General features: G+C 70.2%; 24 protein-coding genes. 16 read left to right on the top strand and 8 right to left on the bottom strand.

Features of this window, described 5'->3' with window-relative positions; all coding sequences use genetic code 11:
* Nucleotides 1–17: 17 nt before the first annotated feature.
* Both ACWGO0_RS03710 and ACWGO0_RS03715 read right to left on the bottom strand, forming a co-directional pair.
* The gene (locus ACWGO0_RS03710) at nucleotides 18–506 is read right to left on the bottom strand and encodes a DUF3515 domain-containing protein (protein ID WP_453527397.1); all 489 of its coding nucleotides are present in this window, start codon (nucleotides 504–506) and stop codon (nucleotides 18–20) included.
* Nucleotides 507–526: 20 nt separating this feature from the next.
* Complete coding sequence (locus ACWGO0_RS03715) at nucleotides 527–760, bottom strand: Lrp/AsnC family transcriptional regulator (RefSeq protein ID WP_326785316.1); 234 nt, start codon at nucleotides 758–760, stop codon at nucleotides 527–529.
* 320 nt (nucleotides 761–1080) lie between these two features.
* On the opposite strand from ACWGO0_RS03715, the gene ACWGO0_RS03720 reads away from it, so the two are divergent.
* The gene (locus ACWGO0_RS03720; protein WP_362834849.1) at nucleotides 1081–2052 is read left to right on the top strand and encodes a thiamine-phosphate kinase; all 972 of its coding nucleotides are present in this window, start codon (nucleotides 1081–1083) and stop codon (nucleotides 2050–2052) included.
* A gap of 10 nt (nucleotides 2053–2062) precedes the next feature.
* Nucleotides 2063–2872 (top strand): bifunctional hydroxymethylpyrimidine kinase/phosphomethylpyrimidine kinase, encoded by an 810-nt coding sequence (gene thiD / locus ACWGO0_RS03725; RefSeq protein ID WP_453527401.1) that lies wholly within the window; start codon nucleotides 2063–2065, stop codon nucleotides 2870–2872.
* Nucleotides 2873–2960: 88 nt separating this feature from the next.
* On the opposite strand, the gene rpmB is transcribed toward thiD, so the two are convergent.
* The gene (gene rpmB, locus ACWGO0_RS03730; RefSeq protein ID WP_003965989.1) at nucleotides 2961–3146 is read right to left on the bottom strand and encodes a 50S ribosomal protein L28; all 186 of its coding nucleotides are present in this window, start codon (nucleotides 3144–3146) and stop codon (nucleotides 2961–2963) included.
* 259 nt (nucleotides 3147–3405) lie between these two features.
* Between rpmB and ACWGO0_RS03735 the strand changes: the two genes are divergently transcribed.
* The 9 genes from ACWGO0_RS03735 (at nucleotide 3406) to mutM (ending at nucleotide 13456) form a co-directional block, all read left to right on the top strand.
* The gene (locus tag ACWGO0_RS03735) at nucleotides 3406–5022 is read left to right on the top strand and encodes a DAK2 domain-containing protein (protein ID WP_453527562.1); all 1617 of its coding nucleotides are present in this window, start codon (nucleotides 3406–3408) and stop codon (nucleotides 5020–5022) included.
* A 51-nt stretch (nucleotides 5023–5073) separates the two neighbouring features.
* Nucleotides 5074–8319 (top strand): helicase-related protein, encoded by a 3246-nt coding sequence (locus ACWGO0_RS03740; protein ID WP_453527404.1) that lies wholly within the window; start codon nucleotides 5074–5076, stop codon nucleotides 8317–8319.
* An 88-nt stretch (nucleotides 8320–8407) separates the two neighbouring features.
* The gene (gene rsmD, locus ACWGO0_RS03745) at nucleotides 8408–8992 is read left to right on the top strand and encodes a 16S rRNA (guanine(966)-N(2))-methyltransferase RsmD (RefSeq protein ID WP_453527407.1); all 585 of its coding nucleotides are present in this window, start codon (nucleotides 8408–8410) and stop codon (nucleotides 8990–8992) included.
* A gap of 26 nt (nucleotides 8993–9018) precedes the next feature.
* The gene (gene coaD, locus ACWGO0_RS03750; protein ID WP_453527564.1) at nucleotides 9019–9498 is read left to right on the top strand and encodes a pantetheine-phosphate adenylyltransferase; all 480 of its coding nucleotides are present in this window, start codon (nucleotides 9019–9021) and stop codon (nucleotides 9496–9498) included.
* A gap of 97 nt (nucleotides 9499–9595) precedes the next feature.
* The gene (locus ACWGO0_RS03755; protein WP_453527410.1) at nucleotides 9596–10675 is read left to right on the top strand and encodes a cell division initiation protein; all 1080 of its coding nucleotides are present in this window, start codon (nucleotides 9596–9598) and stop codon (nucleotides 10673–10675) included.
* Nucleotides 10676–10883: 208 nt separating this feature from the next.
* Nucleotides 10884–11492: a YceD family protein gene (locus ACWGO0_RS03760; RefSeq protein WP_453527413.1), complete on the top strand. Its 609-nt coding sequence runs from the start codon at nucleotides 10884–10886 to the stop codon at nucleotides 11490–11492.
* A gap of 2 nt (nucleotides 11493–11494) precedes the next feature.
* Nucleotides 11495–11668 carry a 50S ribosomal protein L32 gene (gene rpmF / locus ACWGO0_RS03765; protein ID WP_003965982.1) on the top strand — a complete coding sequence of 58 codons (174 nt, stop codon included), beginning with the start codon at nucleotides 11495–11497 and terminating at the stop codon, nucleotides 11666–11668.
* A 19-nt stretch (nucleotides 11669–11687) separates the two neighbouring features.
* The gene (gene rnc, locus ACWGO0_RS03770) at nucleotides 11688–12515 is read left to right on the top strand and encodes a ribonuclease III (protein WP_453527415.1); all 828 of its coding nucleotides are present in this window, start codon (nucleotides 11688–11690) and stop codon (nucleotides 12513–12515) included.
* Between the two features lie 83 nt (nucleotides 12516–12598).
* Nucleotides 12599–13456: a bifunctional DNA-formamidopyrimidine glycosylase/DNA-(apurinic or apyrimidinic site) lyase gene (gene mutM / locus ACWGO0_RS03775; RefSeq protein ID WP_453527418.1), complete on the top strand. Its 858-nt coding sequence runs from the start codon at nucleotides 12599–12601 to the stop codon at nucleotides 13454–13456.
* A 5-nt stretch (nucleotides 13457–13461) separates the two neighbouring features.
* Here mutM and ACWGO0_RS03780 read toward each other — a convergent pair whose 3' ends face one another.
* Complete coding sequence (locus ACWGO0_RS03780) at nucleotides 13462–14310, bottom strand: CAP domain-containing protein (protein ID WP_453527421.1); 849 nt, start codon at nucleotides 14308–14310, stop codon at nucleotides 13462–13464.
* 156 nt (nucleotides 14311–14466) lie between these two features.
* Between ACWGO0_RS03780 and ACWGO0_RS03785 the strand changes: the two genes are divergently transcribed.
* The 4 genes from ACWGO0_RS03785 (at nucleotide 14467) to ACWGO0_RS03800 (ending at nucleotide 20965) form a co-directional block, all read left to right on the top strand.
* On the top strand, nucleotides 14467–14748 hold the full coding sequence (locus ACWGO0_RS03785; protein WP_453527424.1) for an acylphosphatase: 282 nt from the start codon (nucleotides 14467–14469) through the stop codon (nucleotides 14746–14748).
* Between the two features lie 457 nt (nucleotides 14749–15205).
* Complete coding sequence (locus ACWGO0_RS03790) at nucleotides 15206–15418, top strand: hypothetical protein (RefSeq protein ID WP_018551753.1); 213 nt, start codon at nucleotides 15206–15208, stop codon at nucleotides 15416–15418.
* Nucleotides 15419–15723: 305 nt separating this feature from the next.
* Nucleotides 15724–19305: a chromosome segregation protein SMC gene (gene smc, locus ACWGO0_RS03795; RefSeq protein WP_453527427.1), complete on the top strand. Its 3582-nt coding sequence runs from the start codon at nucleotides 15724–15726 to the stop codon at nucleotides 19303–19305.
* Nucleotides 19306–19546: 241 nt separating this feature from the next.
* A complete protein-coding gene (locus ACWGO0_RS03800) occupies nucleotides 19547–20965 on the top strand; it encodes a sugar porter family MFS transporter (RefSeq protein WP_453527430.1) in 1419 nt (472 codons plus the stop codon).
* A 40-nt stretch (nucleotides 20966–21005) separates the two neighbouring features.
* Here ACWGO0_RS03800 and ACWGO0_RS03805 read toward each other — a convergent pair whose 3' ends face one another.
* From ACWGO0_RS03805 to ACWGO0_RS03815, 3 genes are all read right to left on the bottom strand, one after another.
* Entirely contained in the window at nucleotides 21006–21989 is a 984-nt protein-coding gene (locus tag ACWGO0_RS03805; RefSeq protein WP_453527432.1) for an LLM class flavin-dependent oxidoreductase, read from the bottom strand.
* Nucleotides 21990–22083: 94 nt separating this feature from the next.
* A complete protein-coding gene (locus ACWGO0_RS03810) occupies nucleotides 22084–23229 on the bottom strand; it encodes an RNA polymerase sigma factor (RefSeq protein WP_453527567.1) in 1146 nt (381 codons plus the stop codon).
* Nucleotides 23230–23237: 8 nt separating this feature from the next.
* A complete protein-coding gene (locus tag ACWGO0_RS03815) occupies nucleotides 23238–23645 on the bottom strand; it encodes a YciI family protein (RefSeq protein WP_453527435.1) in 408 nt (135 codons plus the stop codon).
* A gap of 154 nt (nucleotides 23646–23799) precedes the next feature.
* On the opposite strand from ACWGO0_RS03815, the gene ftsY reads away from it, so the two are divergent.
* Nucleotides 23800–25011: a signal recognition particle-docking protein FtsY gene (gene ftsY, locus ACWGO0_RS03820; protein ID WP_453527438.1), complete on the top strand. Its 1212-nt coding sequence runs from the start codon at nucleotides 23800–23802 to the stop codon at nucleotides 25009–25011.
* Between the two features lie 96 nt (nucleotides 25012–25107).
* On the opposite strand, the gene ACWGO0_RS03825 is transcribed toward ftsY, so the two are convergent.
* Complete coding sequence (locus ACWGO0_RS03825; protein WP_453527441.1) at nucleotides 25108–25755, bottom strand: bifunctional DNA primase/polymerase; 648 nt, start codon at nucleotides 25753–25755, stop codon at nucleotides 25108–25110.
* Nucleotides 25756–25843: the final 88 nt, after the last annotated feature.

Genomic DNA, 25843 nt, shown 5'->3' on the forward strand with positions numbered 1-25843 from the left:
CCGGGACCCTGTAAGACCTAGAGGCTTTCCGGGACCGTCTTCCCGACGGACGCGGCGAACTCGGCGAGCGGCGTGATGTCGTGGGCGAACTCCTTCGGGAGCGTCACCTCGACGTATGCCTTGCGGTACGTGGTCGTGAACCGCGGACCGGCGTCCTCCCGCTGCTCCAGCAGCCAGTTGACGCCGTTCGCGTCGATCCCCTCCGACTGGGCGTCCTCCATCTTCGCGGGCCGGGGGACGCCGCAGCGCAGTACGATCGCCCCGTCCCCCCATCCGGCCGTCAGGTCGGAATCCGGCTCGGGATCGCTCCGGTCCATACCGGCGACGGTCTCCGGCAGCTCCCCGTGCAGCGCTTCGCAGTACGCGGCGGCCTCCGAGGACGGCGCGGGAACCGTGATCGTCGCCTGAGCGTCGCTGGAGGAGCAGCCCGCCGCGGCCAGGACGAGCAGGGCGGCGGAGGGGGCGAGGAACAGCGAACGGGGGAGCCGGCGGCCGGAGTATGTCACCGGCCCAGCCTAGATGGGGGTCAGAGGTGGACGACCGGGCAGGTCAGTGTTCGTGTGATGCCGTCCACCTGCTGGACCTTGGCCACCACCATGCGGCCGAGTGCGTCGACGGTGTCGGCCTGTGCGCGCACGATCACGTCGTAGGGGCCTGTGACGTCCTCTGCCTGAATGACTCCCGGGATCTTCGCGATGGTCTCGGCGACTGTCGACGCCTTGCCCACCTCTGTCTGAATAAGGATGTACGCCTGTACCACGGAACCTCCAGGGCGGCCACGAGGATCATGTGGGGGAAAGGGACGCCACGTTATCGCGTCGCCGCGGGCCGCGGGGAGACCTGCGGGCCGGATGACGCCCACAGCGTGGCGTACAGACGACAGAAGTTGACGTATCTCTTGACGGTACCGACAGCAGTGAAGGCACGCGACCGCAAGCCCACCGGTGCAGAAGGGGGACAGACATGCCCGTACGTCCCGGGGCAGACTGCCTCCGACGGGCCACGGACCACGGCCCGGGCCTCGGTCCGCTGAAGCAGCCCGGACAGGTGTCCGGTGCGATAAATGAGAGGTGAGACTCGGTGAAGGGAACCGTGGGCGAGTTGGGGGAGTTCGGGCTCATCAGAGAGCTCACTTCCCGGCTCACCACCACTCCGGCGGTACGGCTGGGACCCGGCGACGACGCCGCGGTCGTGGCCGCTCCCGACCGCAGGGTCGTGGCCAGCAGCGACATCATGTTGGAGGGGCGGCACTTCCGCCGCGACTGGTCGACGGCGTACGACGTCGGCCGCAAGGCCGCCGCGCAGAACCTCGCCGACATCGCAGCCATGGGCGCCGTGCCCACCGCGCTGCTGCTCGGCCTGGTCGTGCCCGCCGAACTCCCGGTCACCTGGGCGGGCGAGCTGATGGACGGCATCCGTGACGAGTGCCAGGTCGCGGGCGCTGCCGTGGTCGGCGGCGACGTCGTACGCGGCGACACCATCACCATCGCGATCACCGCGCTCGGCGATCTGCGCAACCACGAACCCGTCACCCGGTCCGGCGCCCGGCCCGGCGACGTCGTCGCCGTCACCGGCTGGCTCGGCTGGTCCGCCGCGGGATTCGCCGTGCTCTCCAGGGGCTTCCGCTCACCGCGCGCCTTCGTCGAGGCCCACCGGCGCCCCGAACCGCCGTACCACGCGGGCCCGGCGGCCGCCGGACTCGGCGCCACCGCCATGACGGACGTCAGCGACGGACTCGTGGCGGACCTCGGGCACATCGCCGAGTCCAGCAAGGTCCGGATCGACCTGCGCTCCGGGCTCATCGACATCCCCTCGCAGATGTCCGACATCGGCCAGGCCGTCGGCGTCGACCCGCTGCAGTGGGTGCTGACCGGGGGAGAGGACCACGCGATCGTGGCGACCTTCCCGCCGGACGTGAAGCTCCCGGCCCGCTGGAAGGTGATCGGCGAGGTACTCAACCCCTCGGCGCTGCCCCAGGTGACGGTCGACGGCGCGCCCTGGACCAGCAAGGGCGGCTGGGACCACTTCGGGGACATCGAGGACGCCCAGTAGATTGCCGCGTATGCCCATACGCACCGCTGTACCGCCTCGTGTCCTCACCGTCGCCGGGTCCGACTCCGGCGGCGGTGCGGGCATCCAGGCCGACCTGAAGACCATGCTGGCACTCGGAGTGCACGGCATGAGCGTGCTCACGGCCGTGACCGCGCAGAACTCCCTCGGTGTCCAGGGCGCCTGGGAGCTTCCGGTGGAAGCCGTACGCGCCCAGTACCGCAGCGTCGTCGACGACATCGGGGTCCAGGCCGTCAAGACCGGCATGCTCTCCTCGGCCGCCCTCGTCGAGACGGTCGCCGCACTCCTCGCCGGCACCGACGCCCCCGTCGTCGTCGACCCGGTCGGCGTCTCCAAGCACGGCGATCCGCTGCTCGCCGCCGAGGCACTGGATTCCGTACGGACGAAACTGCTGCCCGTCGCCACCGTGGCCACCCCGAATCTCGACGAGGTGGCGCAGCTCACCGGCGTCGTCGTCACCGACGAGTCCGGGATGCGGCGGGCCGCCGCCGAGGTGCTGGCGTACGGACCGCGCTGGGTGGTCATCAAGGGCGGGCATCTGCCGGGCGAGGCCGTGGACCTGCTCACGGACGGCGACGAGGAGCACTGGCTGCGCGCACCCAGGCACGACAACCGGCACACGCACGGGACGGGCTGCACCCTCGCCTCCGCCATCGCGTCCGGGCTGGCGCAGGGCAAGGACGTACCGGCGGCCGTCCGGGCCGCGAAGGAGTACGTCACCGGGGCGATCGTGGCGGGCTTCCCGCTGGGCGGCGGGATAGGCCCCGTCGATCACGGCTGGCTGACGCGTACGCCGCACTGACCGCGCCCCCGGGGGCATAGCAAAAGGCCGGTCCACCGAGGTGGACCGGCCTTTTGGGCAACCGGTAAGGCTGCGCTACGACGAAACGTCAGCGCGCGACCTTGCCGGCCTTGATGCACGAGGTGCAGACGTTGAGCCGCTTCGGCGTCCGCCCGACCACGGCACGCACGCGCTGGATGTTGGGATTCCAGCGACGAGACGTACGGCGGTGCGAGTGCGAAATGCTGTTGCCGAAGCTCGGCCCCTTGCCGCAAACGTCGCAGTTGGCAGCCACGGGTCACTCCAAAGACTTCAGATGCACTTACAGTGAATTCCGGCGCGCCGGATTCATTTGACTGAAGTGGCGGTACCGGAGGAATGGGCCCGACTCTCGCCGGGCAACCGAAGCAGCATACAACGGCTGCGTCGGAGATACGAAACTACCATGGGTTGCCCGGTCACCCGTCCCGCCCCTGTCCCCGCCGGAGCCTGCGCGCGCGGGCTACTCTGCGGTGCAACCCGCCGCCGACGGCCGCTTCAAGGAGGACCATCAGGTGCCGCAGCTCCCCGACGATCTGGACGCCGTCGCGGTGCGCACCTGGTGCTCACTGGCGCTGGAGGCCCTGGGCCGGGAGCGCGAGGAGATCGACGCGATCAACGTCTATCCCGTCGCCGACGGGGACACCGGCACCAATCTGTATCTGACCGTGGAGTCCGCCACAGCCGCCGTGGAAGCGGTCTTCGCCGCCCATGAGACCGGTTCCTCCGTGGCCGACCGTGCCGATGCCGTACGGGCCATGGCGCACGGCGCCCTGATCGGCGCCCGGGGAAACTCCGGCACCATCCTGTCGCAGCTGCTGCGCGGCATGGCCGGCGTACTGGCCGACGGCGGTGACGCGGACCACCTGCGAACCGCCCTGACCAAGGCGGCCGCGGCAGCCAGGCAGGCCGTCGCCCACCCCGTCGAGGGCACGGTGCTGACCGTCGCCACCGCGGCGGCCGAGGCCGCGGAACGCACGGTCGGGGGCCTCACGGCCGTGGTCGGAGCGGCGTACGAGAGCGCGCGCACCGCGCTCGCGGCCACCCCCGGCCAGCTCGCCGTCCTCGGACGGGCGGGCGTCGTGGACGCGGGCGGGCGGGGCCTGGTCGCCGTACTCGGCGCACTGCTGGAAGCGGTCTCGGGGCAGGCGCCGGCGCGGACGTCGTGGGCGGTGCCCGCCGTGCTGCCCGTGACGGTGGACGACTGCCCTGTGGACGGCGCGGACGGACCCGCCTTCGAGGTGATCTATCTGCTGGAGGCCCGCGACGAGGCCGTCGACCGGCTGCGGACCCGGCTCGACGGGCTCGGCGACTCACTCGTGGTGGTGGGCGGCGACGGGCTGTGGAACGTCCACGTCCATGTCGACGACGCGGGCGCCGCCGTGGAGGCCGGGGTCGAGGCCGGAAGGCCGTACCGCATCCGCATCACCCACTTCGGCGCCGACCGGATCCACGCCCACGCCGAGCCCGCCCAGCGCGGTGTCGTCGTCGTGGTCCCCGGCGACGGGCTCGCCGGGCTGTGCACGGAGGCGGGGGCGACCACCGTGCTCGCACGCCCCGGGGAACCACCCGCCAGCGGCGAACTGGTCGACGCGATCCGCCGGGCCCACGCCCGCGAAGTGGTCCTCCTGCCCAACGACGCGACGCTGCGCCACACCGCAGGGGCCGCCGCCGAACAGGCCCGCGCCGAAGGTGTCCGGGTCGCACTGATCCCCACCCGCGCCGCCGTCCAGGGCCTCGCCGCCCTCGCCGTCCACGAACCGGACCGCGGCTTCGACGAGGACGTGGTGGCCATGACCGCGGCGGCCGGAGCCACCCGGTACGCCGAACTCGCCGTCGCCGAGCGGCAGTCGTGGACCATGGCGGGCATCTGCCAGGCCGGTGACATCCTCGGTCTGATCGATGGTGACGTCGCCGTCATCGGAGCCGATGTGCCCGCGACGGCCCGCACCGTCCTGGACCGGATGCTGGCGGCGGGCGGCGAACTCGTCACGCTGGTCCTGGGCGAGGACGTGCCGGACGCGCTGGCCGACGCGCTGGCGGAGCACGTACGCGAGGGGTACCTGGCCGTCGACACGGTGGTCTACCGCGGCGGTCACCAGGCGGCGCCGCTGCTGATCGGCGTCGAGTGACAGCCCCGCCCTGGGGCGCCCGCCGGACATTTGTCAGTGGCGTGGTGTGCAATGGATCGCGTGTCTTCGTTCGATGAACCCCTGAAGAAGCTGCTCGGCGGAGCCACCGCGAAGGTGATGGCCGAACACCTCGACCTGCACACGGTCGGTGATCTGCTCCACCACTACCCGCGGCGGTACGAGGAGCGAGGCCAGCTCACGGCGCTGTCCGACCTCCCGCTGGACGAGCACGTGACCGTCGTCGCGCAGGTCGCCGACGCCCGGATCATGGTGTTCAACAACGGCCGCGGCAAGCGCCTGGAAGTGACCCTCACCGACGGCAGCGGCCGGCTCCAGCTGGTCTTCTTCGGCCACGGCGTCCACAAGCCGCACAAGGAACTGCTGCCCGGCCGGCGGGCGATGTTCGCGGGCAAGGTCTCCGTGTTCAACCGGAAGATGCAGCTCGCGCACCCCACGTACCAACTGCTCGACGCCGCGGACACCGATGAAGCGACCGAGGCGGTCGACGCCTTCGCCGGGAAACTGCTGCCGATGTATCCGGCCTGCAAGGGCCTCGACTCCTGGCGGATCGCCAAGGCCGTCGACGTGGTGCTGCCCAGCGCCCAGGACGCCGTCGACCCGCTGCCGCCCGCCCTGCGGGAGGGCCGCGGCTTCACGACCCTGCCCGAGGCACTGCTCAAGATCCACCGCCCGCAGACCAGGGCCGACATCGCGGACGCCAGGGACCGGCTGAAGTGGGACGAGGCGTTCGTCCTCCAGGTGGCGCTGGCCCGCCGGCGCTACGCCGACACCCAACTCCCCGCCGTGGCCCGCAGATCGGTACCGGACGGCCTGCTCGACGCGTTCGACGCGAAGCTGCCGTTCACCCTCACCGAGGGCCAGGAGAAGGTCTCCAAGGAGATCTTCGACGACCTGGCGACCGAACACCCGATGCACCGCCTCCTCCAGGGAGAGGTGGGCTCGGGCAAAGCGCAGCCGCTCGACGCGCTGGTTCTGACCCCCGAGGGCTACAAGCCCATGGGGGCTGTAGTGCAGGGCGACGAGGTAGTGGTTCCCACGGGGGAAGTAGCCGTGGTCGACGGGGTCTTTCCCCAGGGCGAGCGGGATGTCTGGCGGCTTGTTCTGTCTGATGACACGGTGGTCGAAGCCGATGACGAGCATCTGTGGATCGTCGGGACCAGCTGTGCCTGGGCCCGGGGGGAAACGCCCAAGGTGATGACGACCCGCGAGATCAGGATGGACACGTGCAAGGCCAACGGGTCGTCCAAGTGGTATCTCCCATCCGCCGCACCGGTGGATCTCACATCGGGGTCGGAACCGCCTCTCGACCCCTACGTGTTCGGATTGCTGCTCGGGGACGGCTCGTTCCGTCACAACCTGCGTCTGTCCACGGCCGACGACGAGATCCTGACGGCAGCGCGATCCACACTCGGACCGGACTGCGAGCTGGTTCCCGTGCCAGGTTCGACGTATGACTACACCATCCGGATGACGGGGCCGAGGAGTGGTTCGCAAAGGAACCCGGTCATCAGCGTGCTGCGTGCGCTGAACCTGTGGGGGGTTACGTCGCACGACAAATTCATCCCGCCGGTATTCAAGAACACGACGATCAAGCATCGGCTCGCTGTCCTGCAAGGGCTCATGGACACGGACGGGACCGTGGACGCTCAAGGGATGTGTGTTTCGTTCTGCTCGGCCTCGCGGCGCTTGGCCGACGACGTGGCCTGGCTCGTTCGTTCACTCGGTGGGCGTGCCAGGGTGCATCCGAAGCAGGCGGCTTTCAACGTATCGATCGCCATGCCCGCCGAGTACGTGCCGTTCCGACTCACTCGTAAGGCCTCGCGCATGCGGACCCGGCCGAAATACAACACGTTCCGGCGTGGAATTCGCTCGGTCGAGTACGTCGGGCGAAAGCCGGTCCAGTGCATCAGTGTCGCCCACCCGAGTCACGCGTACGTCACCGATCACTTCACGGTCACCCACAACACGATGGTCGCCCTGCGCGCCATGCTCGGCGTCGTCGACGCGGGAGGGCAGGCCGCCATGCTCGCGCCCACCGAGGTGCTCGCCCAGCAGCACCACCGGTCCATCACCGAGATGATGGGCGAGCTCGCCGAGGGCGGAATGCTCGGTGGCTCGGATATGGGGACCAAGGTCGTGCTGCTCACCGGGTCCATGGGCGTCCCGGCCCGCCGTCAGGCGCTGCTCGACCTGGTCACGGGCGAGGCCGGGATCGTGATCGGCACGCACGCGCTGATCGAGGACAAGGTGCAGTTCCACGACCTGGGCCTCGTCGTCGTCGACGAGCAGCACCGCTTCGGTGTGGAGCAGCGCGACGCCCTGCGCTCCAAGGGCAAGCAGCCGCCCCATCTGCTGGTCATGACCGCCACACCCATTCCCCGTACGGTCGCGATGACCGTCTTCGGCGATCTGGAGACCTCCGTACTGGACCAGCTCCCTGCGGGCCGTTCGCCGATCGCCAGCCATGTCGTCCCCGCCAAGGACAAGCCGCACTTCCTCAGCCGCGCCTGGGAACGGGTCCGCGAGGAAGTGGAGAACGGCCACCAGGCGTACGTCGTCTGCCCCCGCATCGGCGACGACGCCGACGAGGCCGCGGAGAAGAAGAAGGGGAAGAAGGGGAAGGCCGCCAAGGACACGGCTCCCGAGGACGACGGGGAGAAGCGGCCCCCGCTCGCCGTGCTGGAGATCGCCGAGCAGCTGGGCAAGGGCGCGCTCGCCGGGCTGCGGATCGAGGTGCTGCACGGCAGGATGCACCCCGACGACAAGGACGACGTGATGCGCCGCTTCGCCGCGGGACAGGTCGACGTCCTGGTCGCCACGACCGTCATCGAGGTCGGGGTGAACGTCCCCAACGCCACCGCGATGGTGATCATGGACGCGGACCGCTTCGGGGTGTCCCAGCTGCACCAGCTCCGCGGCCGTGTCGGCCGTGGCTCAGCGCCCGGCCTCTGCCTGCTGGTCAGCGAGGCCCATGAGGCGAGCCCCGCGCGGGCCCGGCTCTCCGCGGTCGCCGCCACCCTCGACGGCTTCGAGCTTTCCCGGATCGACCTGGAGCAGCGCCGCGAGGGCGATGTGCTCGGCCAGGCCCAGTCCGGCGTCCGCTCCTCCCTGCGGGTGCTCAGCGTCATCGACGACGAGGAGGTCATCGCCGCCGCCCGTGAGGAGGCCGTCGTGGTCGTCGCCGCCGACCCGGCCCTGGAGCACCTCCCGGAGCTGCGCACGGCTCTGGACGCGCTCCTGGACAAGGAGCGGGAGGAGTATCTCGACAAGGGGTGACCGGGGCCCGATCCGCCGGGACGCCATATCGTGGGTGCACGGCACGCGTACCGACCTGTGTGCCACCCGCGACCCTAGGAACAGACCCATGACCCGCGTGATCGCCGGCTCGGCCGGCGGACGCCGCCTCGCCGTCCCGCCCGGCACCGGCACCCGCCCCACGTCCGACCGGGCGCGCGAGGGCCTGTTCTCCACCTGGGAAGCGCTCCTCGGCACCCTGGAGGGCATCCGTATCGCGGATCTGTACGCGGGCTCCGGCGCCGTCGGCCTCGAAGCGCTCTCCCGCGGCGGCGTCCACGCCCTGCTCGTCGAGGCCGACGCCAAGGCCGTCCGCGTCGTGCGCGACAACGTCCGCACGCTCGGTCTTCCCGGAGCCGAGGTCCGGGCCGGCAAAGCCGAACAGATCGTGACAGGACCGGCGCCCGCCGAACCGTACGACGTGGTGTTCCTGGACCCGCCGTACGCCGTCACGGACGTCGATCTTGGCGAGATACTGCTCACACTCCGTGCCCAGGGCTGGCTCACCGACGATGCGCTCGTCACCGTGGAGCGCAGCACCAGAGGCGGAGAGTTCAACTGGCCCAAGGGATTCGAGCCACTGCGGGCCCGTCGCTACGGCGAGGGAACGCTTTGGTACGGTCGCGCCGCCTCTACGTGCGAAGACGCACGATGACCGGACCGGAGAGCGAGGGAATCAAGTTGCGCCGCGCCGTCTGTCCGGGGTCATTCGACCCCATCACCAATGGACATCTCGACATCATTGGCCGCGCCTCGAAGCTGTACGACGTCGTACACGTCGCGGTGATGATCAACCAGTCCAAGCAGGGACTGTTCACGGTGGAGGAGCGGATCGATCTGATCCGCGAGGTCACCGCCGACTTCGGCAACGTCGAGGTCGAGTCCTTCCACGGCCTCCTGGTCGACTTCTGCAAGCAGCGCGACATCCCGGCGATCGTGAAGGGCCTGCGGGCCGTCAGCGACTTCGACTACGAGCTGCAGATGGCCCAGATGAACAACGGCCTCTCCGGCGTCGAGACGCTCTTCGTGCCGACCAATCCCACGTACAGCTTCCTGTCGTCCTCCCTGGTCAAGGAAGTGGCGACCTGGGGCGGCGACGTCTCCCATCTGCTGCCGCCCAGGGTCCACGAGGCCCTCACGGAGCGGCTGGGCCAGAAGTGAAGCGCTGACCGTCCGTCACCAGGTGTCGGACGGGAGCCGACTGGCCTTACAGTCGTCCCGTCCGTCTCCAACAGCAGCAGAGAGTGGCGAGCACACGGTGGACGTGCAGAAGAAGCTCGACGAGATCGTCGAATCGGTGGGGAACGCCCGGTCCATGCCCATGTCGGCGTCGTGCGTGGTCAACCGCGCCGAGCTGCTCGCCATGCTCGAAGAGGTACGCGAGGCCCTGCCCAACTCCCTCGCCCACGCCCAGGAGCTGATCGGCGGACGCGAGCAGCTGGTCGAGCAGGCCCGCCAGGAGGCCGAGCGGATCATCGAGTCCGCCCACGCCCAGCGCGGCTCGCTGATCTCGGACACGGAGATCGCCCGGCGGTCCCAGGACGAGGCCGACCGCATCCTTAACGAGGCCCGCAAGGACGCCGAAGAGGTCAAGGCCGAGGCCGACGAGTACGTCGACAGCAAGCTCGCCAACTTCGAGGTCGTCCTCACCAAGACCATCGGCTCCGTCGACCGGGGCCGCGAGAAGCTCCTCGGCCGCGGCCAGGGCTACGAGGGCCAGGGGTACGAGGACCCGGACTTCGCCGAGGCGCCGGAACGCAGCGCCGACCCGGAGACGCTCCAGCGCCGGGCGGACGAGTACGTCGACACCAAGCTCGGTGCCTTCGAGGCCGTACTCGCCAAGACCCTGGAAGCGGTCGGCCGCGGGCGGCAGAAGCTGCTCGGCCGGGTCGCCACCGACGACCTCGGGGCGCACATGGCCGCCCAGGACGCGGCGGGCAGCCAGGGGCACACCAGCGACGAGGACCACTGGGCCGGCCTGGCCGACCTCGCCACCCCGGAGCCCGTACCCCAGCAGCCCCACTTCCCGGCCCAGGCCCAGCCCGACTACCAGGTCCAGGCGCAGCCCGAGCCGCAGTACGCGCAGACGTACGGGTATCAGGAGCAGCCCGTCCAGCAGGACGCCTACGGGTACCAGCAGCAGCCCGACCCGTACGCCGCGTACGCGCAGCAGGGCTACGACCCGAACCAGGGGCAGCCCCAGCAGGAGTACGGCTGGCCGCAGCAGCCGGTCCAGCCCCCGGCGCAGCAGGGCGAGAGCGCGCTCGACGAGACCAGTCTCTTCGACACCAGCATGATCGATCTGGAGCAGCTGCGCCGCTACGAACAGGGCCGCTGACCGGATCGGTCCGGAGCACGCGGGACCCGATTGGGTGCTGGGCGGTGCGTCCAGTATCCTGGCCATTCGGTCGCGCCTATGTCCGCGATTCCGGCTGCCCGCTTCTCCATATGAATCCGGGACAGCCTTCCCCGGCGCAGCGCGATGCACACATGACTCGAAAGCAGGAAAAGCCCTGAACGGCCACCTCGACCACCGCAACCCTCTCGTGTTCGATACGCGCGAGCTGGGTCGGCGTCCTGGTGCCCTCAAGCGGCTGACCCGCTCGGTGGAGGCACCCAAGGACCTGGGTATCGACGGAGTCATCGGTGTGCCGGAAAGCGCGCCCGTGGCGCTCGACCTCCGCCTCGAGTCGGTCATGGAAGGGGTGCTTGTCACAGGCACCGCCCGTGCGACGGCCGAAGCGGAGTGCGTAAGGTGTCTGGAGCCGCTGAGCCGAGAGGTCTCGGCGGATTTCCAGGAGATGTTCTCGTACCCTGACGCCGATGACCGGGGCCGCAGCAGGACTGCGGAGCCGGTCGACGACGCCGAGGACGACGAGGACAGGTTCTTCCTCGAGGACGGCTTGTTCGACCTCGAGTCTGTGCTGCGTGACGCGGTGGTGCTCGCACTGCCGCTGCAGCCGGTGTGCAAGGAGACCTGTGCCGGTCTGTGTTCCGAATGCGGAATCAGGCTGGACGAGAATCCTGGCCACCACCACGATGCCGTCGACATTCGTTGGGCGGCACTGCAAGGACTCGCCGAGACCGTTCAGGACGGCGAGAAGGACAACATGGGCGGCGCCGAAGCAGGCGTCGACGAGAAGCAGGAGAAGTAGCCGTGGCTGTTCCGAAGCGGAAGATGTCGCGCAGCAACACGCGCCACCGCCGGTCGCAGTGGAAGGCTGCGGTCCCCACCCTGGTTTCGTGCGAGCGTTGCCAGGAGCCGAAGCTCCAGCACATTGCGTGCCCGAGCTGCGGCACCTACAACAAGCGCCAGGTCCTCGAGGTCTGAGCGGCTGGTGAGAGGCCCGATGTCTGAGTTGTCCAGCGCCAAGAAGCAGGCAGACAACGTCAACACAGCCTCGTCCCACACGCTTCTGGAAGGGCGGCTCGGGTATCACCTCGAGTCCGCCCTTCTGGTGCGTGCGCTGACCCATCGTTCGTACGCATACGAGAACGGCGGTCTGCCCACCAACGAGCGGCTCGAATTCCTCGGGGATTCGGTGCTCGGCCTGGTGGTCACGGACACGTTGTACCGAACCCACCCCGACCTGCCCGAAGGCCAGCTGGCCAAGTTGCGGGCCGCGGTGGTCAACTCACGTGCACTTGCGGAAGTGGGCCGCGGCCTCGAACTCGGCTCCTTCATCCGGCTCGGCCGCGGTGAAGAGGGCACGGGTGGCCGGGACAAGGCTTCCATCCTCGCCGACACACTGGAAGCAGTGATCGGCGCCGTCTATCTCGACCAGGGCCTCGGCGCGGCCTCGGAGCTGGTTCACCGGCTCTTCGACCCGCTGATCGACAGGTCCTCCAGCCTCGGTGCCGGCCTGGACTGGAAAACCAGCCTCCAGGAGCTCACCGCGAGCGAGAGCCTCGGGGTTCCCGAGTATCTCGTCACGGAGACCGGCCCGGATCACGAGAAGACCTTTACTGCTGCTGCTCGCGTCGGTGGTGTCTCGTACGGCACCGGCACCGGCCGTAGCAAGAAGGAAGCGGAGCAACAGGCGGCGGAGTCCGCCTGGCGCGAGATCAGCGCCGACGCGGAAGCGCGACAGGTGGCGGCCAAGGCCGCAGCCGAAGCAGGGGTCGCCGACACCCCTGCCGAACCGTCGCCGCCGAACACGGACGTCGCTCCGGCCTGAACCATGAGAAAGCCCCTCGGTGCCTGGTGCGCCGGGGGGTTTTCCCTGTCCCGCACCGCCCAGTTCTCCCCAGGAGCGTCACCGTGCCCGAGCTGCCCGAGGTCGAAGTCGTACGGCGGGGTCTGGAGCGCTGGGTCGCCGGGCGCACCGTCGGTGAGGTGGAGGTCCTGCATCCGCGTGCCGTGCGCCGGCACCTCGCGGGCGGGCCGGACTTCGCGGCCCGGCTGCGTGGCATCCGCTTCGGCACGGCCATGCGGCGGGGTAAATACCTGTGGGTGCCGCTCGACGAGATGACCTTCTCGCTCCTCGGTCACCTGGGGATGAGCGGGCAGCTGCTCGTACAGCCGCAGGACGCGCCCGACGAGAAGCATCTGCGGATCAGGATCGCCTTCGACGACGACCTGGGCACCGAGCTGCGCTTCGTCGACCAGCGGACCTTCGGCGGGCTCTCGCTCCACGAGAACACTCCAGACGGGCTGCCCGACACCATCGCGCACATCGCCCGCGACCCGCTCGACCCGGCCTTCGACGACGCGGCGTTCCACACCGCGCTCAGGCTGCGCCGTACGACGGTCAAGCGCGCGCTGCTCGACCAGACGCTGATCAGCGGTGTCGGCAACATCTACGCCGACGAGGCCCTGTGGCGGTCCCGGCTGCACTACGAGCGGCCCACGGCGACGCTCACCCGTCCCACGACGGCCGTGCTGCTCGGGCACGTCCGGGACGTCATGAACGCAGCGCTCGCCCAGGGCGGCACCAGCTTCGACAGCCTCTACGTCAATGTGAACGGCGAGTCCGGCTACTTCGACCGGTCACTGGACGCGTACGGACGCGAGGGGGAGCCGTGCAACCGCTGCGGTACGCCGATCCGCCGCCGCGCCTGGATGAACCGCTCCAGCTACTTCTGCCCGCGCTGCCAGAGGCCGCCGCGCAGCTCGTAGGAGCCTCAGAGGCCGAAGTCCTGCGTCCACCAGGGGCCGCCTGAGCCGAAGTGCACGCCGACGCCGAGCGTCTTGTAGTCGCAGTTGAGAATGTTTGCACGGTGGCCGTCGCTGTTCATCCAGCCGTCCATCACGGCCTGTGCGTCGGCCTGGCCGCGGGCAATGTTCTCGGCGCCGAGCCCCAGCACGCCCGCCTTCGTCGCCCGGTCCCACGGGCTCGCCCCGTCGGGGTCGGTGTGGGAGAAGAAGCCACGCTCGGCCATGTCCTCGCTGAAGTTCTGGGCGAGTGAGGTCAGTCCGCGGGACGCCGAGACCGGGCTGCAGCCGACCTTCGCGCGTTCCTGGTTGACGAGGGTGAGCACCGCGGCGCGGGTGGAGGCCGTCGCGTCGGATGCCGGGGCCGAGGGCTTGGGGGCCGGGGCCGAGGTTTTCGGTGCGGCCGGGGCCTTAGGGGCCGGGGCGGCGCTCGTCTTCTTGGACGGCTTCTCGGTGGGCGCCTTCGTCGGCTGCTCGGACGGCTTCGCGTCCTTGGACGGGGTCGCGGCCGGCTTGCTGGTCTTCTTGGGAGAAGCCGAGGTGGAGGGGGCCGCGGGGCGCTCGCTGGAGCGGCTCGTCCCGGTGGAGGCCGAGGCGCGGTCGGACGGCGAGGCCGTCGTGCCGCCCTGGGTCAGCAGGTCGGGTGCGCCGCCGGTGCGGACCTGGTCCGCGGCGGAGCTGCCGCGTATGTCCAGCGTGTCGCCACCGGGCAGCAGACCGGAGGTGACGGCGACGGCGCCGACGGCCACGGCCGCGGAGACGCCGAGGAGACCCGTGCGTACGGGTGTGAAAGCCCGCTTCTTGCCGTGGCGTCCCATGCGCTGTGCCTTCCGTGTGCTCCGGAACGCCCTTGCGGCGTCACCTTGACTCTCGCAAGCCTCACCCGATCGGGTGAGGCTATTGCGACCGGACTGTACGCCATGACGTAAAGGGGTGAAGTGCTGCGCGAGCTATTGGCCGGTTAGCGTTCGGGTATGAACGAAGATGCACGACTCGTCGTTTGGGTACGCGGCCGAGTACAGCAAGTAGGGTTCCGTTGGTTCACCAGGGCAAACGCTTTGGAGATCGGTGGCCTCCGCGGCTTCGCACTCAATCTCGACGACGGAAGGGTGCAGGTGGTAGCGGAAGGGTCACGTGAGAATTGCCACCGTCTGCTGGACTGGCTCCGCTCCGACGACACACCCGGCCACGTGGACGGAGTCACTGAGATCTGGGACACCCCGCGCGGTGGATATGAGGGATTCGCAATCCGTTGAACGGGAGTCGGGGACCCGGTCCGGATCCTCCCCGTATCCGCTCCGTATTCGAGGTGCCGCGAGCTGTGACCGTGATCCCTCTCGGGGCGGCGCACCCGAAATGACCTGCGAATTGACGCGTCGGCCGGTCATGGTTGCCAAGAGTGGACAGGCATGCCAGGCTGCGGCGGTAACGAAGATCTCCACGCCCCCCAGGGCCCCGCAGGAGAGTCGCGCCGCATGATCGAAACGCCGCGCACCCCCGGGACGCCCGCCTATACGGGGTGTGATCGTGTTGACCGTCAAACTTTTTGGTGAGACGCTGAAAACCCCGCGCACCTTAGCTGTTTGGCAGAGCTGGTTGGCAGCAGAACCCAGCAGAACCGCAGTGATGACAGAGCACTGCCGAGCACCGCGGGTGCGATTCCCACGACCCACACCGCTTCGGTCGGTCACTCAGTGTGGAGGACCATCCATCATGGCAAAGGCGCTTCTCGGTTACGTCGGCGGTTCCGACCCGCGACTCCTCGCCGAGATGCGACGGCTCCAGCAGCGCGTCCAGGACCTGGAATCCGAGCTCGTACGGATCCAGGACGAGAACGACGCGCTGAACGCCGCCGCTCAGCACCAAGAGTCGCTGCTCGACAGCATCGACATCGACGTACCTCAGGCGGAGCCCGCGCTGACCTGACCGGTGCCCAGTCGGGGCCGGCCGGGCCGCATGCGGCAGCCGCTTGAGTTCATCACCGGAATGCCTTCGTCACGGATCGTCGTCCCTGGTCCACACGGTTTGCTCGTGAAGCCGGTCGGCCTCGGTCCGTAGCGTGGGCTGCAACAAGTACAGGGGACGCCTCGGCGTCCCTTTTTCTTTCCCCCGCAGCGATGTCTCGGTGATTCCCCCCGGTCCCGCCCCGGACACACAGCCCTTGGCTTACCGTCTGATGTGCCCTGCACCTTCATCAGCGAAACCGAGAGTGAAAGGTAGAGTCCGGCGGCGTGCACCTCAAGGCCCTGACCCTGCGTGGTTTCAAATCATTCGCCTCCGCCACGACCCTGCGGTTCGAGCCCGGGATCACCTGTGTCGTCGGACCCAATGGATCCGGCAAATCCAATGTGGTGGACGCGCTCTCGTGGGTCATGGGTGAGCAGGGAGCCAAATCCCTGCGCGGCGGCAAGATGGAAGACGTGATCTTCGCCGGTACCACCGGCCGGCCACCGCTGGGGCGTGCGGAGGTCTCGCTGACCATTGACAATTCCGATGGCGCGCTGCCGATCGAGTACGCGGAAGTCACCATCACGCGGATCATGTTCCGCAACGGCGGCAGCGAATACCAGATCAATGGCGACACCTGCCGGCTCCTCGACATTCAGGAACTCCTCTCGGACTCCGGTATCGGCCGGGAGATGCATGTCATCGTCGGGCAGGGCCGGCTGGACTCGGTACTCCACGCCGATCCGATGGGGCGGCGCGCATTCATCGAAGAAGCGGCGGGAGTGCTCAAGCACCGCAAGCGCAAGGAGAAGGCGCTGCGGAAACTGGAGGCGATGGGAGCCAACCTGGCCCGCGTCCAGGACCTCACCGGCGAACTGCGGCGGCAGCTGAAGCCCCTGGGCCGGCAGGCCGCCGTGGCCCGCCGCGCCGCGGTCATCCAGGCCGATCTGCGCGACTCCCGGCTGCGGCTGCTCGCCGACGACCTGGTGCGGCTGAACGAGGCGCTGCGCACCGAGATCGCCGACGAGGCCGCGCTCAAGCAGCGCAGGGAGGCCGCCGAGGCGGAACTCAAGGCGGCCCTGGGGCGCGAGGCGGATCTTGAGGACGAGGTACGGCGGCTGGCGCCGCGGCTCCAGCGGGCCCAGCAGACCTGGTACGAGCTGTCGCAGCTGGCCGAGCGGGTCAGGGGCACGGTCTCGCTCGCCGACGCCCGGGTGAAGAGCGCCACCGAAGCGCCCGAGGACGAGCGGCGCGGGCAGGGTTTCAGGGACCCGGAGAGCATGGAGCGCGAGGCCGCCCGGATCCGCGAGCAGGAGGCCGAGCTGACGGCCGCGCTGGAGGCGGCCGAACACGCACTGGAGGACACCACCGCGCACCGCTCCGACCTGGAGCGGGAGTTGGCCGCGGAGGAGCGCAGGCTCAAGGACGCGGCCCGCGCCATCGCCGACCGGCGCGAGGGCCTGGCCCGGCTGCGCGGCCAGGTCAACGCCGCCCGCGGCCGGGCCGGTTCGGCGCAGGCGGAGATCGACCGGCTGGCGGCCTCCCGCGACGAGGCCAGGGACCGCGCCGTCGCCGCCCAGGAGGAGTACGAACAGCTCAAGGCCGAGGTCGAGGGCCTGGACGCCGACGACGCGGAGCTGGGTGAGCGGCACGACGCCGCCAAGCGGGAGCTCGCCGGGGCACAGGCCGTGCACAGCGCGGCGCGGGAGGACGCCACCGCGGCGGAACGCAAGCGCGCTGCGGTGGCGGCCCGCCACGAGGCGCTGGCGCTCGGCCTGCGCCGCAAGGACGGCACGGGCGCGCTGCTCGACGCTCGGGACCGGCTGGCCGGGCTGCTCGGCCCGGCCGCCGAACTGCTGACGGTGGTACCGGGGTACGAGGTCGCGGTGGCGGCGGCCCTGGGCGCCGCGGCGGACGCGATCGCGGTGACGGACGCCGCCACGGCGGCCGACGCCATCAGGCTGCTGCGCAAGCAGGACGCGGGGCGCGCGGCGCTGCTGCTCGGTGCGGCGCCCGAGGCGGGTGACCTCGCCGCGGAGGACGGTTCCGGTGCCGGTCGGGGCCGGGAGCCCGCTGTCGTGGATCTGGTGAGCGGGCCCGCCGGGCTGATGGGCGCCGTGCGGAGGCTGGTGCGCGACATGGTGGTCGTCGGCACGCTGGAGGACGCCGAGGATCTGGTCGCGGCCCGGCCCGGAGTGATCGCCGTGACCGGTGAGGGCGATGTGCTGGGGGCGCACTTCGCGCACGGCGGTTCGGCCGGGGCGCCCAGCCTCCTCGAAGTACAGGCATCGGTCGACGAGGCCGCCGCCGAGCTGGCGGAGCTGGCCGTACGGTGCGACGAGCTCGCCGCCGCCCAGCAGCTCGCGGGGGAGCGGCGCCGCGACAGTGCGGCCCTCGTCGAGGAACTGGGGGAGCGCCGCCGTGCCGCCGAGCGCGAGAAGTCCGGGGTGGCGCAGCAGCTCGGCCGGCTCGCCGGGCAGGCCCGTGGCGCAGCCGGTGAGGCGGAGCGTACGACGGCTTCCGCGGCGCGCGCCCAGGAGGCGCTGGACCGGGCGGCCGAGGAAGCAGAGGAGCTTGCCGAACGGCTGCTGGTCGCCGAGGAGACCCCGGTCGAGGAGGAGCCCGACACCTCCGTGCGCGACCGGCTCGCCGCCGACGGGGCCAACGCCCGCCAGACCGAGATGGAGGCCCGCCTCCAGGCCCGTACCCACGAGGAACGGGTCAAGGCACTCGCCGGGCGCGCCGACTCCCTGGACCGCGGGGCCCGCGCCGAACGAGAGGCCCGCGCCCGCGCCGAACAGCGCCGTGCCCGGCTGAGGCACGAGGCGGAGGTCGCCTCCGCGGTGGCCTCCGGCGCCCGTCAACTGCTCGCGCACGTGGAGGTGTCCGTCGTACGGGCGGAGCAGGAGCGGGCGTCGGCCGAGGCCGCGAAGGCGGAGGGGGAACGGGGACTGGCGGCCGAGCGCGTCCGGGGCCGCGCGCTCAAGGACGAGCTGGACAAGCTGACCGACTCCGTCCACCGCGGTGAGGTGCTGGGCGCCGAGAAGCGGCTGCGGATCGAGCAGCTGGAGGCGAAGGCCCTGGAGGAACTGGGCGTGGAGCCGGCGGGGCTGGCCGCCGAGTACGGCCCCGGCCAGCTGGTGCCGCCGTCCCCCGCGGCCGAGGGCGAGGAGCTGCCCGACGATCCGGAGCATCCGCGCAACCGGCCGCAGCCCTTCGTGAGGGCCGAGCAGGAGAAGCGGCTCAAGGCCGCCGAACGGGCGTATCAGCAACTCGGGAAGGTGAATCCGCTCGCCCTGGAGGAGTTCTCCGCACTGGAGGAGCGGCACAACTTCCTCTCCGAGCAGCTTGAAGACCTGAAGAAGACCCGGGCCGATCTGATGCAGGTGATCAAGGAGGTCGACGAGCGGGTCGAGCAGGTGTTCACCGAGGCGTTCCGGGACACGGCCCGCGAGTTCGAGGGTGTCTTCTCGCGGCTCTTCCCCGGTGGCGAGGGACGGCTGATCCTGACTGATCCCGACAACATGCTGACGACGGGTCTCGACGTCGAAGCCCGTCCGCCGGGCAAGAAGGTCAAGCGGCTTTCCCTGCTATCGGGCGGTGAGCGGTCGCTGACGGCCGTGGCGCTGCTGGTCTCGATCTTCAAGGCCCGGCCCAGTCCGTTCTATGTGATGGACGAGGTCGAGGCGGCTCTCGACGACACGAACCTGCAGCGGCTGATCCGGCTCATGGAGGAGCTCCAGGAGAGCTCGCAGCTCATCGTGATCACGCACCAGAAGCGGACGATGGAGGTCGCCGACGCGCTGTACGGCGTCTCCATGCAGGGCGACGGGGTCTCCAAGGTGATCAGTCAGCGCCTCCGCTGACCTCTCTTGCTTCCTTTCCTGTCCTTTTACTCAATCGTCACGACTTCAACGCGCCTTTTGGGTGTTCCTGGGTAGATGTGGGTCTTCACTCTCCTTCACCCGACGTTTGACTTCGAGACTTGAACGCATAGTCTCTGCAACGTCGTTTTTACCTTCAAGTGGTGGCGCTGTGGAACTTGTGTGCCACTTGGGAGAGCTCGCCCCCCACGCCTGACGTAGCGGCCAGGCATCAGGAGTTCATGTGACCAGCACAGCGAACGGACCGGCGTCCGGGGCCCGAGCGGCCCACCCGGACCACCTCGGCCATGTCATCTTCATTACGGCAGCCGCCGCGATGGGCGGTTTCCTCTTCGGATACGACAGCTCGGTGATCAACGGCGCGGTGGAGGCGATCCGCGACCGGTACGACATCGGCTCCGGGACGCTCGCCCAGGTCATCGCCATCGCCCTGATCGGCTGTGCGATCGGCGCGGCGACGGCGGGACGTATCGCCGACCGGATCGGCCGCATCCGGTGCATGCAGATCTCCTCGGTGCTCTTCACCGTCAGTGCCGTCGGCTCCGCGCTCCCCTTCGCGCTCTGGGACCTGGCGATGTGGCGCATCATCGGTGGCTTCGCCATCGGTATGGCCTCCGTCATCGGCCCCGCGTACATCGCCGAGGTCTCGCCGCCCGCCTACCGCGGCCGGCTCGGCTCCTTCCAGCAGGCGGCCATCGTCATCGGCATCGCCGTCTCGCAGCTGGTCAACTACGGCATCCTCCAGATCGCCGACGGCGATCAGCGCGGTGAGATCGCGGGCATCGAAGCCTGGCAGTGGATGCTCGGCGTGATGGTCGTGCCCGCGGTCCTGTACGGGCTCCTCTCGTTCGCTATCCCCGAGTCGCCGCGCTTCCTGATCTCGGTCGGCAAGAAGGGCCGGGCCCGCGAGATCCTTGCCGAGGTCGAGGGCGAGCACATCGACCTCGACGCGCGGGTGGCCGAGATCGAGACCGCCATGCACCGTGAGCACAAGTCCACCTTCAAGGACCTGCTCGGCAGCCGCTTCGGGTTCCTGCCGATCGTCTGGGTGGGTATCGGCCTGTCGGTCTTCCAGCAGCTCGTCGGCATCAACGTGGCGTTCTACTACTCGGCGACGCTGTGGCAGTCCGTCGGTATCGACCCGACCGACTCGTTCTTCTTCTCGTTCACCACATCGATCATCAACATCATCGGCACGGTGATCGCGATGGTCCTGGTGGACCGGGTGGGCCGCAGGCCGCTCGCCCTGGTCGGCTCCTGCGGTATGGCGATCGCGCTGGCCTTCGAGGCCTGGGCGTTCTCCGCCGACCTGGTCGACGGCAAGCTGCCCAACACCGAGGGCGTCGTCGCGCTGGTCGCGGCCCATGTCTTCGTACTCTTCTTCGCCCTGTCGTGGGGCGTCGTGGTCTGGGTCTTCCTCGGCGAGATGTTCCCGAACCGGATCCGCGCCGCCGCACTCGGCGTCGCCGCCTCCGCGCAGTGGATCGCCAACTGGGCGATCACCGCGAGCTTCCCGAGCCTCGCCGACTGGAACCTCTCCGGCACCTACATCATCTACACGGTCTTTGCCGTGCTCTCGATCCCCTTCGTGCTCAAGTTCGTGAAGGAGACCAAGGGCAAGGCGTTGGAGGAGATGGGCTAATCCCCGCTGCCCCTCTTCTCGAACCTGGAACTGCCCCGGCTCAGCCCTGCTGAGCCGGGGCAGTTCCGCTTCCGGCCACCTCGCAGAACAGCCGCAGACTGTTCCACCCCTCCTCGACGGGCATCCCGCCGCACAGCGGATGCAGCACCAGGCTGTCGGCGTCGAGCTCCGCGCACTGCTGCGGTGTGAGCACCCGGTAGACGCCCTCGGCGCGCAGTTCCTCCACCGTCGTCGCCGTCGAGCGCACGGCCGAGCGGATGTCCTTGGACTGCCAGGAGGCGTACGTACGCGCCTCGTGCAGGAAGTGCTCGCCGTGGAGCGCCCAGGTCCGGTCCGGGTCCTCGGAGAGATGCAGCAGCGGCGTCCTCGCCGCCGGCATCATGCAGAAGCCCTCGGTCCCGTGCTCGGCGCGCTGCTCGTGGTAATACGCCTCCAGCTCCGGCAGATGCGCGCTGGGGAAGAACGGCAGCCCCAGCCGCGCCGCCCGCCGCGCCGCGGCCCGCGAGCTGCCGCCCACCAGGAGCATCGGACGGGGCCGGGTGTACGGGCGTGGGGTGACCCGGACCGTACGCCCCCGGTAGGGGAAAGGCTCTCCGGTCCACGCCAGCAGCAGGGTTTCCAGCAGCTCGTCCTGGAGCCTGCCGCGCCGGCCCCACTCGACCCCCGCCCGCTCGTACTCCTCGGGCCGGTAGCCGATGCCCGCCACCGTCACGAGCCGGCCTGCGCTCAGCAGGTCGAGCACCGCGATGTCCTCGGCCAGCCGCAGCGGGTCGTGCAGGGGGCCGATGATCGCCGAGACCGTGACCGCGATCCGCCGGGTCGCGCCGAAGACGGCGCCGGCGAAGACGAAGGGGGAGGGGAGCCAGGAGTTGCCGGCCCCGTGGTGCTCCTCGGTCTGCACGGTGTCGATGCCGTGCTCATCGGCGTACCGGGACATCTCCAGCGCCGCGCGGTAGCGGGCCGAGAGGGTGTCCGGGGTGGCGGCGGGATCGACGAGATTGAACCGGAGCACTGTGAACGCCATGACATGTCCCCTTCTCGGATCGGCCTGGCGAGGCGGGACGGTAGCTGACGTAGCGTCAGAAAAACAGGGGCAGGACGACCGGATCGCTCACCCGTCAGCGGCACCGGCGGGCGTTGAGCCGGGCGGCCTGGCGCGTCAGATGGTCGCGCTCGGCGAGGTTGGGCGCCTTGTCGGCCGCCTCGGCGTACAGCCGTGCCGCCGTCGCCAGGTCGCCGTCGCGCTCGTGGAGGTACGCCGCCACCGCGGTGTGGCGGGGCAGTGCGGCGTCCAGCGCCGCGAGCGCCGCAAGACCGGCGCGCGGTCCGTCGGCCTCCCCGACGGCGACCGCGCGGTTGAGCCGGACGACCGGGCTCCCGGTCAGGCGCCCGAGCTCGTCGTACCACTCGACGATCTGCACCCAGTCGGTCTCATCGGCGGTGGGCGCGTCGGCGTGGAGTGCCGCGATGGCGGCCTGGGCCTGGAACTCGCCCAGCCGGTCGCGGGCGAGGGCCGCCTGGAGGATCACGACGCCCTCGGCGATCAACGCGGTGTCCCACCTGCCGCGGTCCTGCTCGGCGAGCGGCACCAGGCTGCCGTCGGACGCGGTCCGGGCGGCACGCCGGGCGTGGTGGAGCAGCATGAGGGCGAGCAGCCCGGCCACCTCGGGGTGGCCGATGCGGGCCGCGAGCTGCCGGGTGAGCCGGATGGCCTCGGCGGCGAGGTCGACGTCGCCGGAGTAGCCCTCGTTGAAGACGAGGTAGAGGACGCGCAGCACGGTGGCGACATCGCCCGGCCGGTCGAAGCCCACGCCGGAGACGGTGCGCTTGGCCCGGCTGATGCGCTGCGCCATGGTCGCCTCGGGCACCAGATACGCCTCGGCGATCTGGCGGGTGGTCAGCCCGCCGACGGCACGCAGCGTGAGCGCGACCGCCGATGCCGGGGTCAGCGACGGGTGGGCGCACAGGAAGTAGAGCTGCAGCGTGTCGTCCACCGCGGGCGCCGGACCGGGCGCAGGCTCCTCCTCGACGCGGTCCTCACGCCGGCGGCGGGCGGAGTCGGCGCGCGTCGCGTCGAGGAACTTGCGCCAGGCCACGGTGACCAGCCAGCCCTTCGGATCCCGCGGAGGGCCGGCCGGCCAGACGCGGAACGCCTCCACGAGCGCGTCCTGTACGGCGTCCTCGGCCGCCGCGAAGTCGGCTCCGCGGCGGACGAGGACGGTGAGCACGTTCGGCGTGAGGCTCCTGAGCAGCGCCTCGTCCATCGGTGACGTCACTCCGTGATGGTGGGCTGCTCGCCGTAGAACGGACGCAGTTCCAGCCACTCGTGGATCGGCCTGCCGCCCGCCCCGGGGGCGGCCGAGAGTTCCCCGGCCAGCTCGACGGCGCGCTCGTAGCTGTCGACGTCGATGATCATCCAGCCGGCGATGAGGTCCTTCGTCTCCGCGAACGGTCCGTCGGTGACCGGCGGGCGCCCCTCACCGTCGTACCGGACCCACGCTCCCTCGGGGGCGAGCGCCTGACCGTCGACGAACTCGCCCGTCTTCTCCAGCCGGGCCGCGAAGTCGTTCATGTACTGCACATGAGCCGAGATCTCCTCCGGGCTCCACCGGTCCATGGGGACGTTGTTCACCGGAGCCGGGGCGCCGCGGTAGTGCTTCAGCAGCAGGTACTTGGACATCGTGGTTCTCCTCGGTGCTCGTGCGGCCCATTGTGGCCGCGTTCACTACGGGGACGGAGCCGGACGCGGGTTCTCGACATCGCCCTCCGAATTTTCTTTTACGGTTCGCACCTTCTGCGATTCGCCACCCTTCGTGGCCGATACTGGTCGGGTTATGGAACTCGCCGAAATCGTCATCCTTGCCGTAGTCATCGCCCTGGTCGCGGTCGGCCTGATCAGCGGGCTCGTGGTCAGCAGCCGCAAGAAGAAGCAGCTGCCGCCCTCGCCCCCGTCGAGCACGCCGACCATCACTTCTCCCGTCGAACCCCATGTCGGCGAGGAAGCCGAGGCGCCGCGCGACGAAGCGCGGCGCACCATCGAGGAGGCCGGACTCCCGGATACCGGGGAAGCCCCGGCCACCGCCGAACCGGAGGCGCCCGCCGCCCCCGCGATCGAAATCCCCGAGCCCACCGCGGGCCGTCTCGTACGGCTGCGCGCCCGGCTCGCCCGCTCACAGAACACCCTGGGCAAGGGCCTGCTCACGCTGCTGTCCCGGGACAACCTCGACGAGGACACCTGGGAGGAGATCGAGGACACCCTCCTCACCGCCGACGTCGGCGTCGCCCCCACCCAGGAACTCGTGGAGCGGCTCCGCGAACGTGTCCGCGTCCTCGGCACCCGTACCCCCGACGAGCTGCGCAAGCTGCTGCGCGAGGAGCTCATCGCTCTCCTCGGCACCGACTTCGACCGAGCGGTCAGGACAGAGGGCGGGGCCGAGACCCCCGGCGTCGTGATGGTCGTCGGTGTCAACGGCACCGGCAAGACCACCACCACCGGCAAGCTGGCCCGCGTGCTCGTCGCCGACGGCCGCAGCGTCGTGCTCGGCGCGGCCGACACCTTCCGTGCCGCCGCCGCCGACCAGCTCCAGACCTGGGGCGAGCGCGTCGGTGCCCGCACCGTCCGCGGACCCGAGGGCGGCGACCCCGCGTCGATCGCCTACGACGCCGTGAAGGAAGGTATCGCCGAGGGCGCCGATGTCGTGCTCATCGACACCGCGGGCCGTCTGCACACCAAGACCGGTCTGATGGACGAGCTCGGAAAGGTCAAGCGGGTCGTCGAGAAGCACGGACCGCTCGACGAGATCCTGCTCGTCCTGGACGCGACCACCGGACAGAACGGCCTGGTGCAGGCCCGCGTCTTCGCCGAGGTCGTCGACATCACCGGCATCGTCCTGACCAAGCTGGACGGCACCGCCAAGGGCGGCATCGTCATCGCCGTCCAGCGTGAGCTCGGCGTACCGGTGAAGCTGATCGGCCTCGGCGAGGGTCCGGACGATCTCGCCCCGTTCGAGCCCGAGGCTTTCGTGGACGCGCTGATCGGCGACTGACGTCTCCGCTGAGCCGTCGGCGTACGCGTGCGAGGGCCGTACAAGCCGTGTGCAGGCTCGTCCGGCCCTCGCGCATGTCCGGGCAGTGTGTCCGCTCTACGAGCGGTGGCAGCTGTACGCCAGCGTGCCCAGCAGCAGCCGCGCCTGCGGGGGAGTGCCCGCGGTGTCCGGCGCCGGCGGGCGCAGCCAGCGGACCGGCCCCAGGCCCCCCAGGTCGGACGGCGGAGCCGTGATGTGGCAGCCGGGACCCAGGGCCCGCAGATCGAGGTCCGCGTCGTCCCAGCCCATCCGGTAGAGCAGTTCGGGCAGTTCGGCCGCGGCGCCGGGGGCCACGAAGAACTGTGCCCGGCCGGTCGGGGTGGCTGCCACCGGACCGAGCGGCAGGCCCATCCGCTCAAGCCGCACCAGCGCGCGGCGCCCGGCCGCTTCGGCGACGTCGAGGATGTCGAAGGTGCGGCCCACGGGGAGCAGCATCGCGGCGCCGGGGACCTCGGCCCAGGCGCCGGCCGCGATATCGAGCGGGGCGCCCGCCGGGACCTCGCCTGCGAAGTCCAGCGGATGGGCGCCGGGGGCGGCGCAGGCCGCGTCCCCGCACGAGCAGGAGCCCGCGGAGGCCCGCGCACCCGGCGTCACCGCCCAGCCCCAGAGTCCTGTGTACTCGGCCACCGCTGTGCCCTCGGCCGTACGGCCGCGGCGCCGCGAGCCGGATCGCATCTCACGGATGCCGCCGATCGTGAAGCCCATGCCCCCTCCAACGGGTCCGACTCACCGGTGGTTACGACCCGGAGGCACTGATCCGTACTCCGCGTCGTCGTCGATCCGTCGTCGTACG

Source organism: Streptomyces sp. NPDC055749 (genome assembly GCF_053617235.1).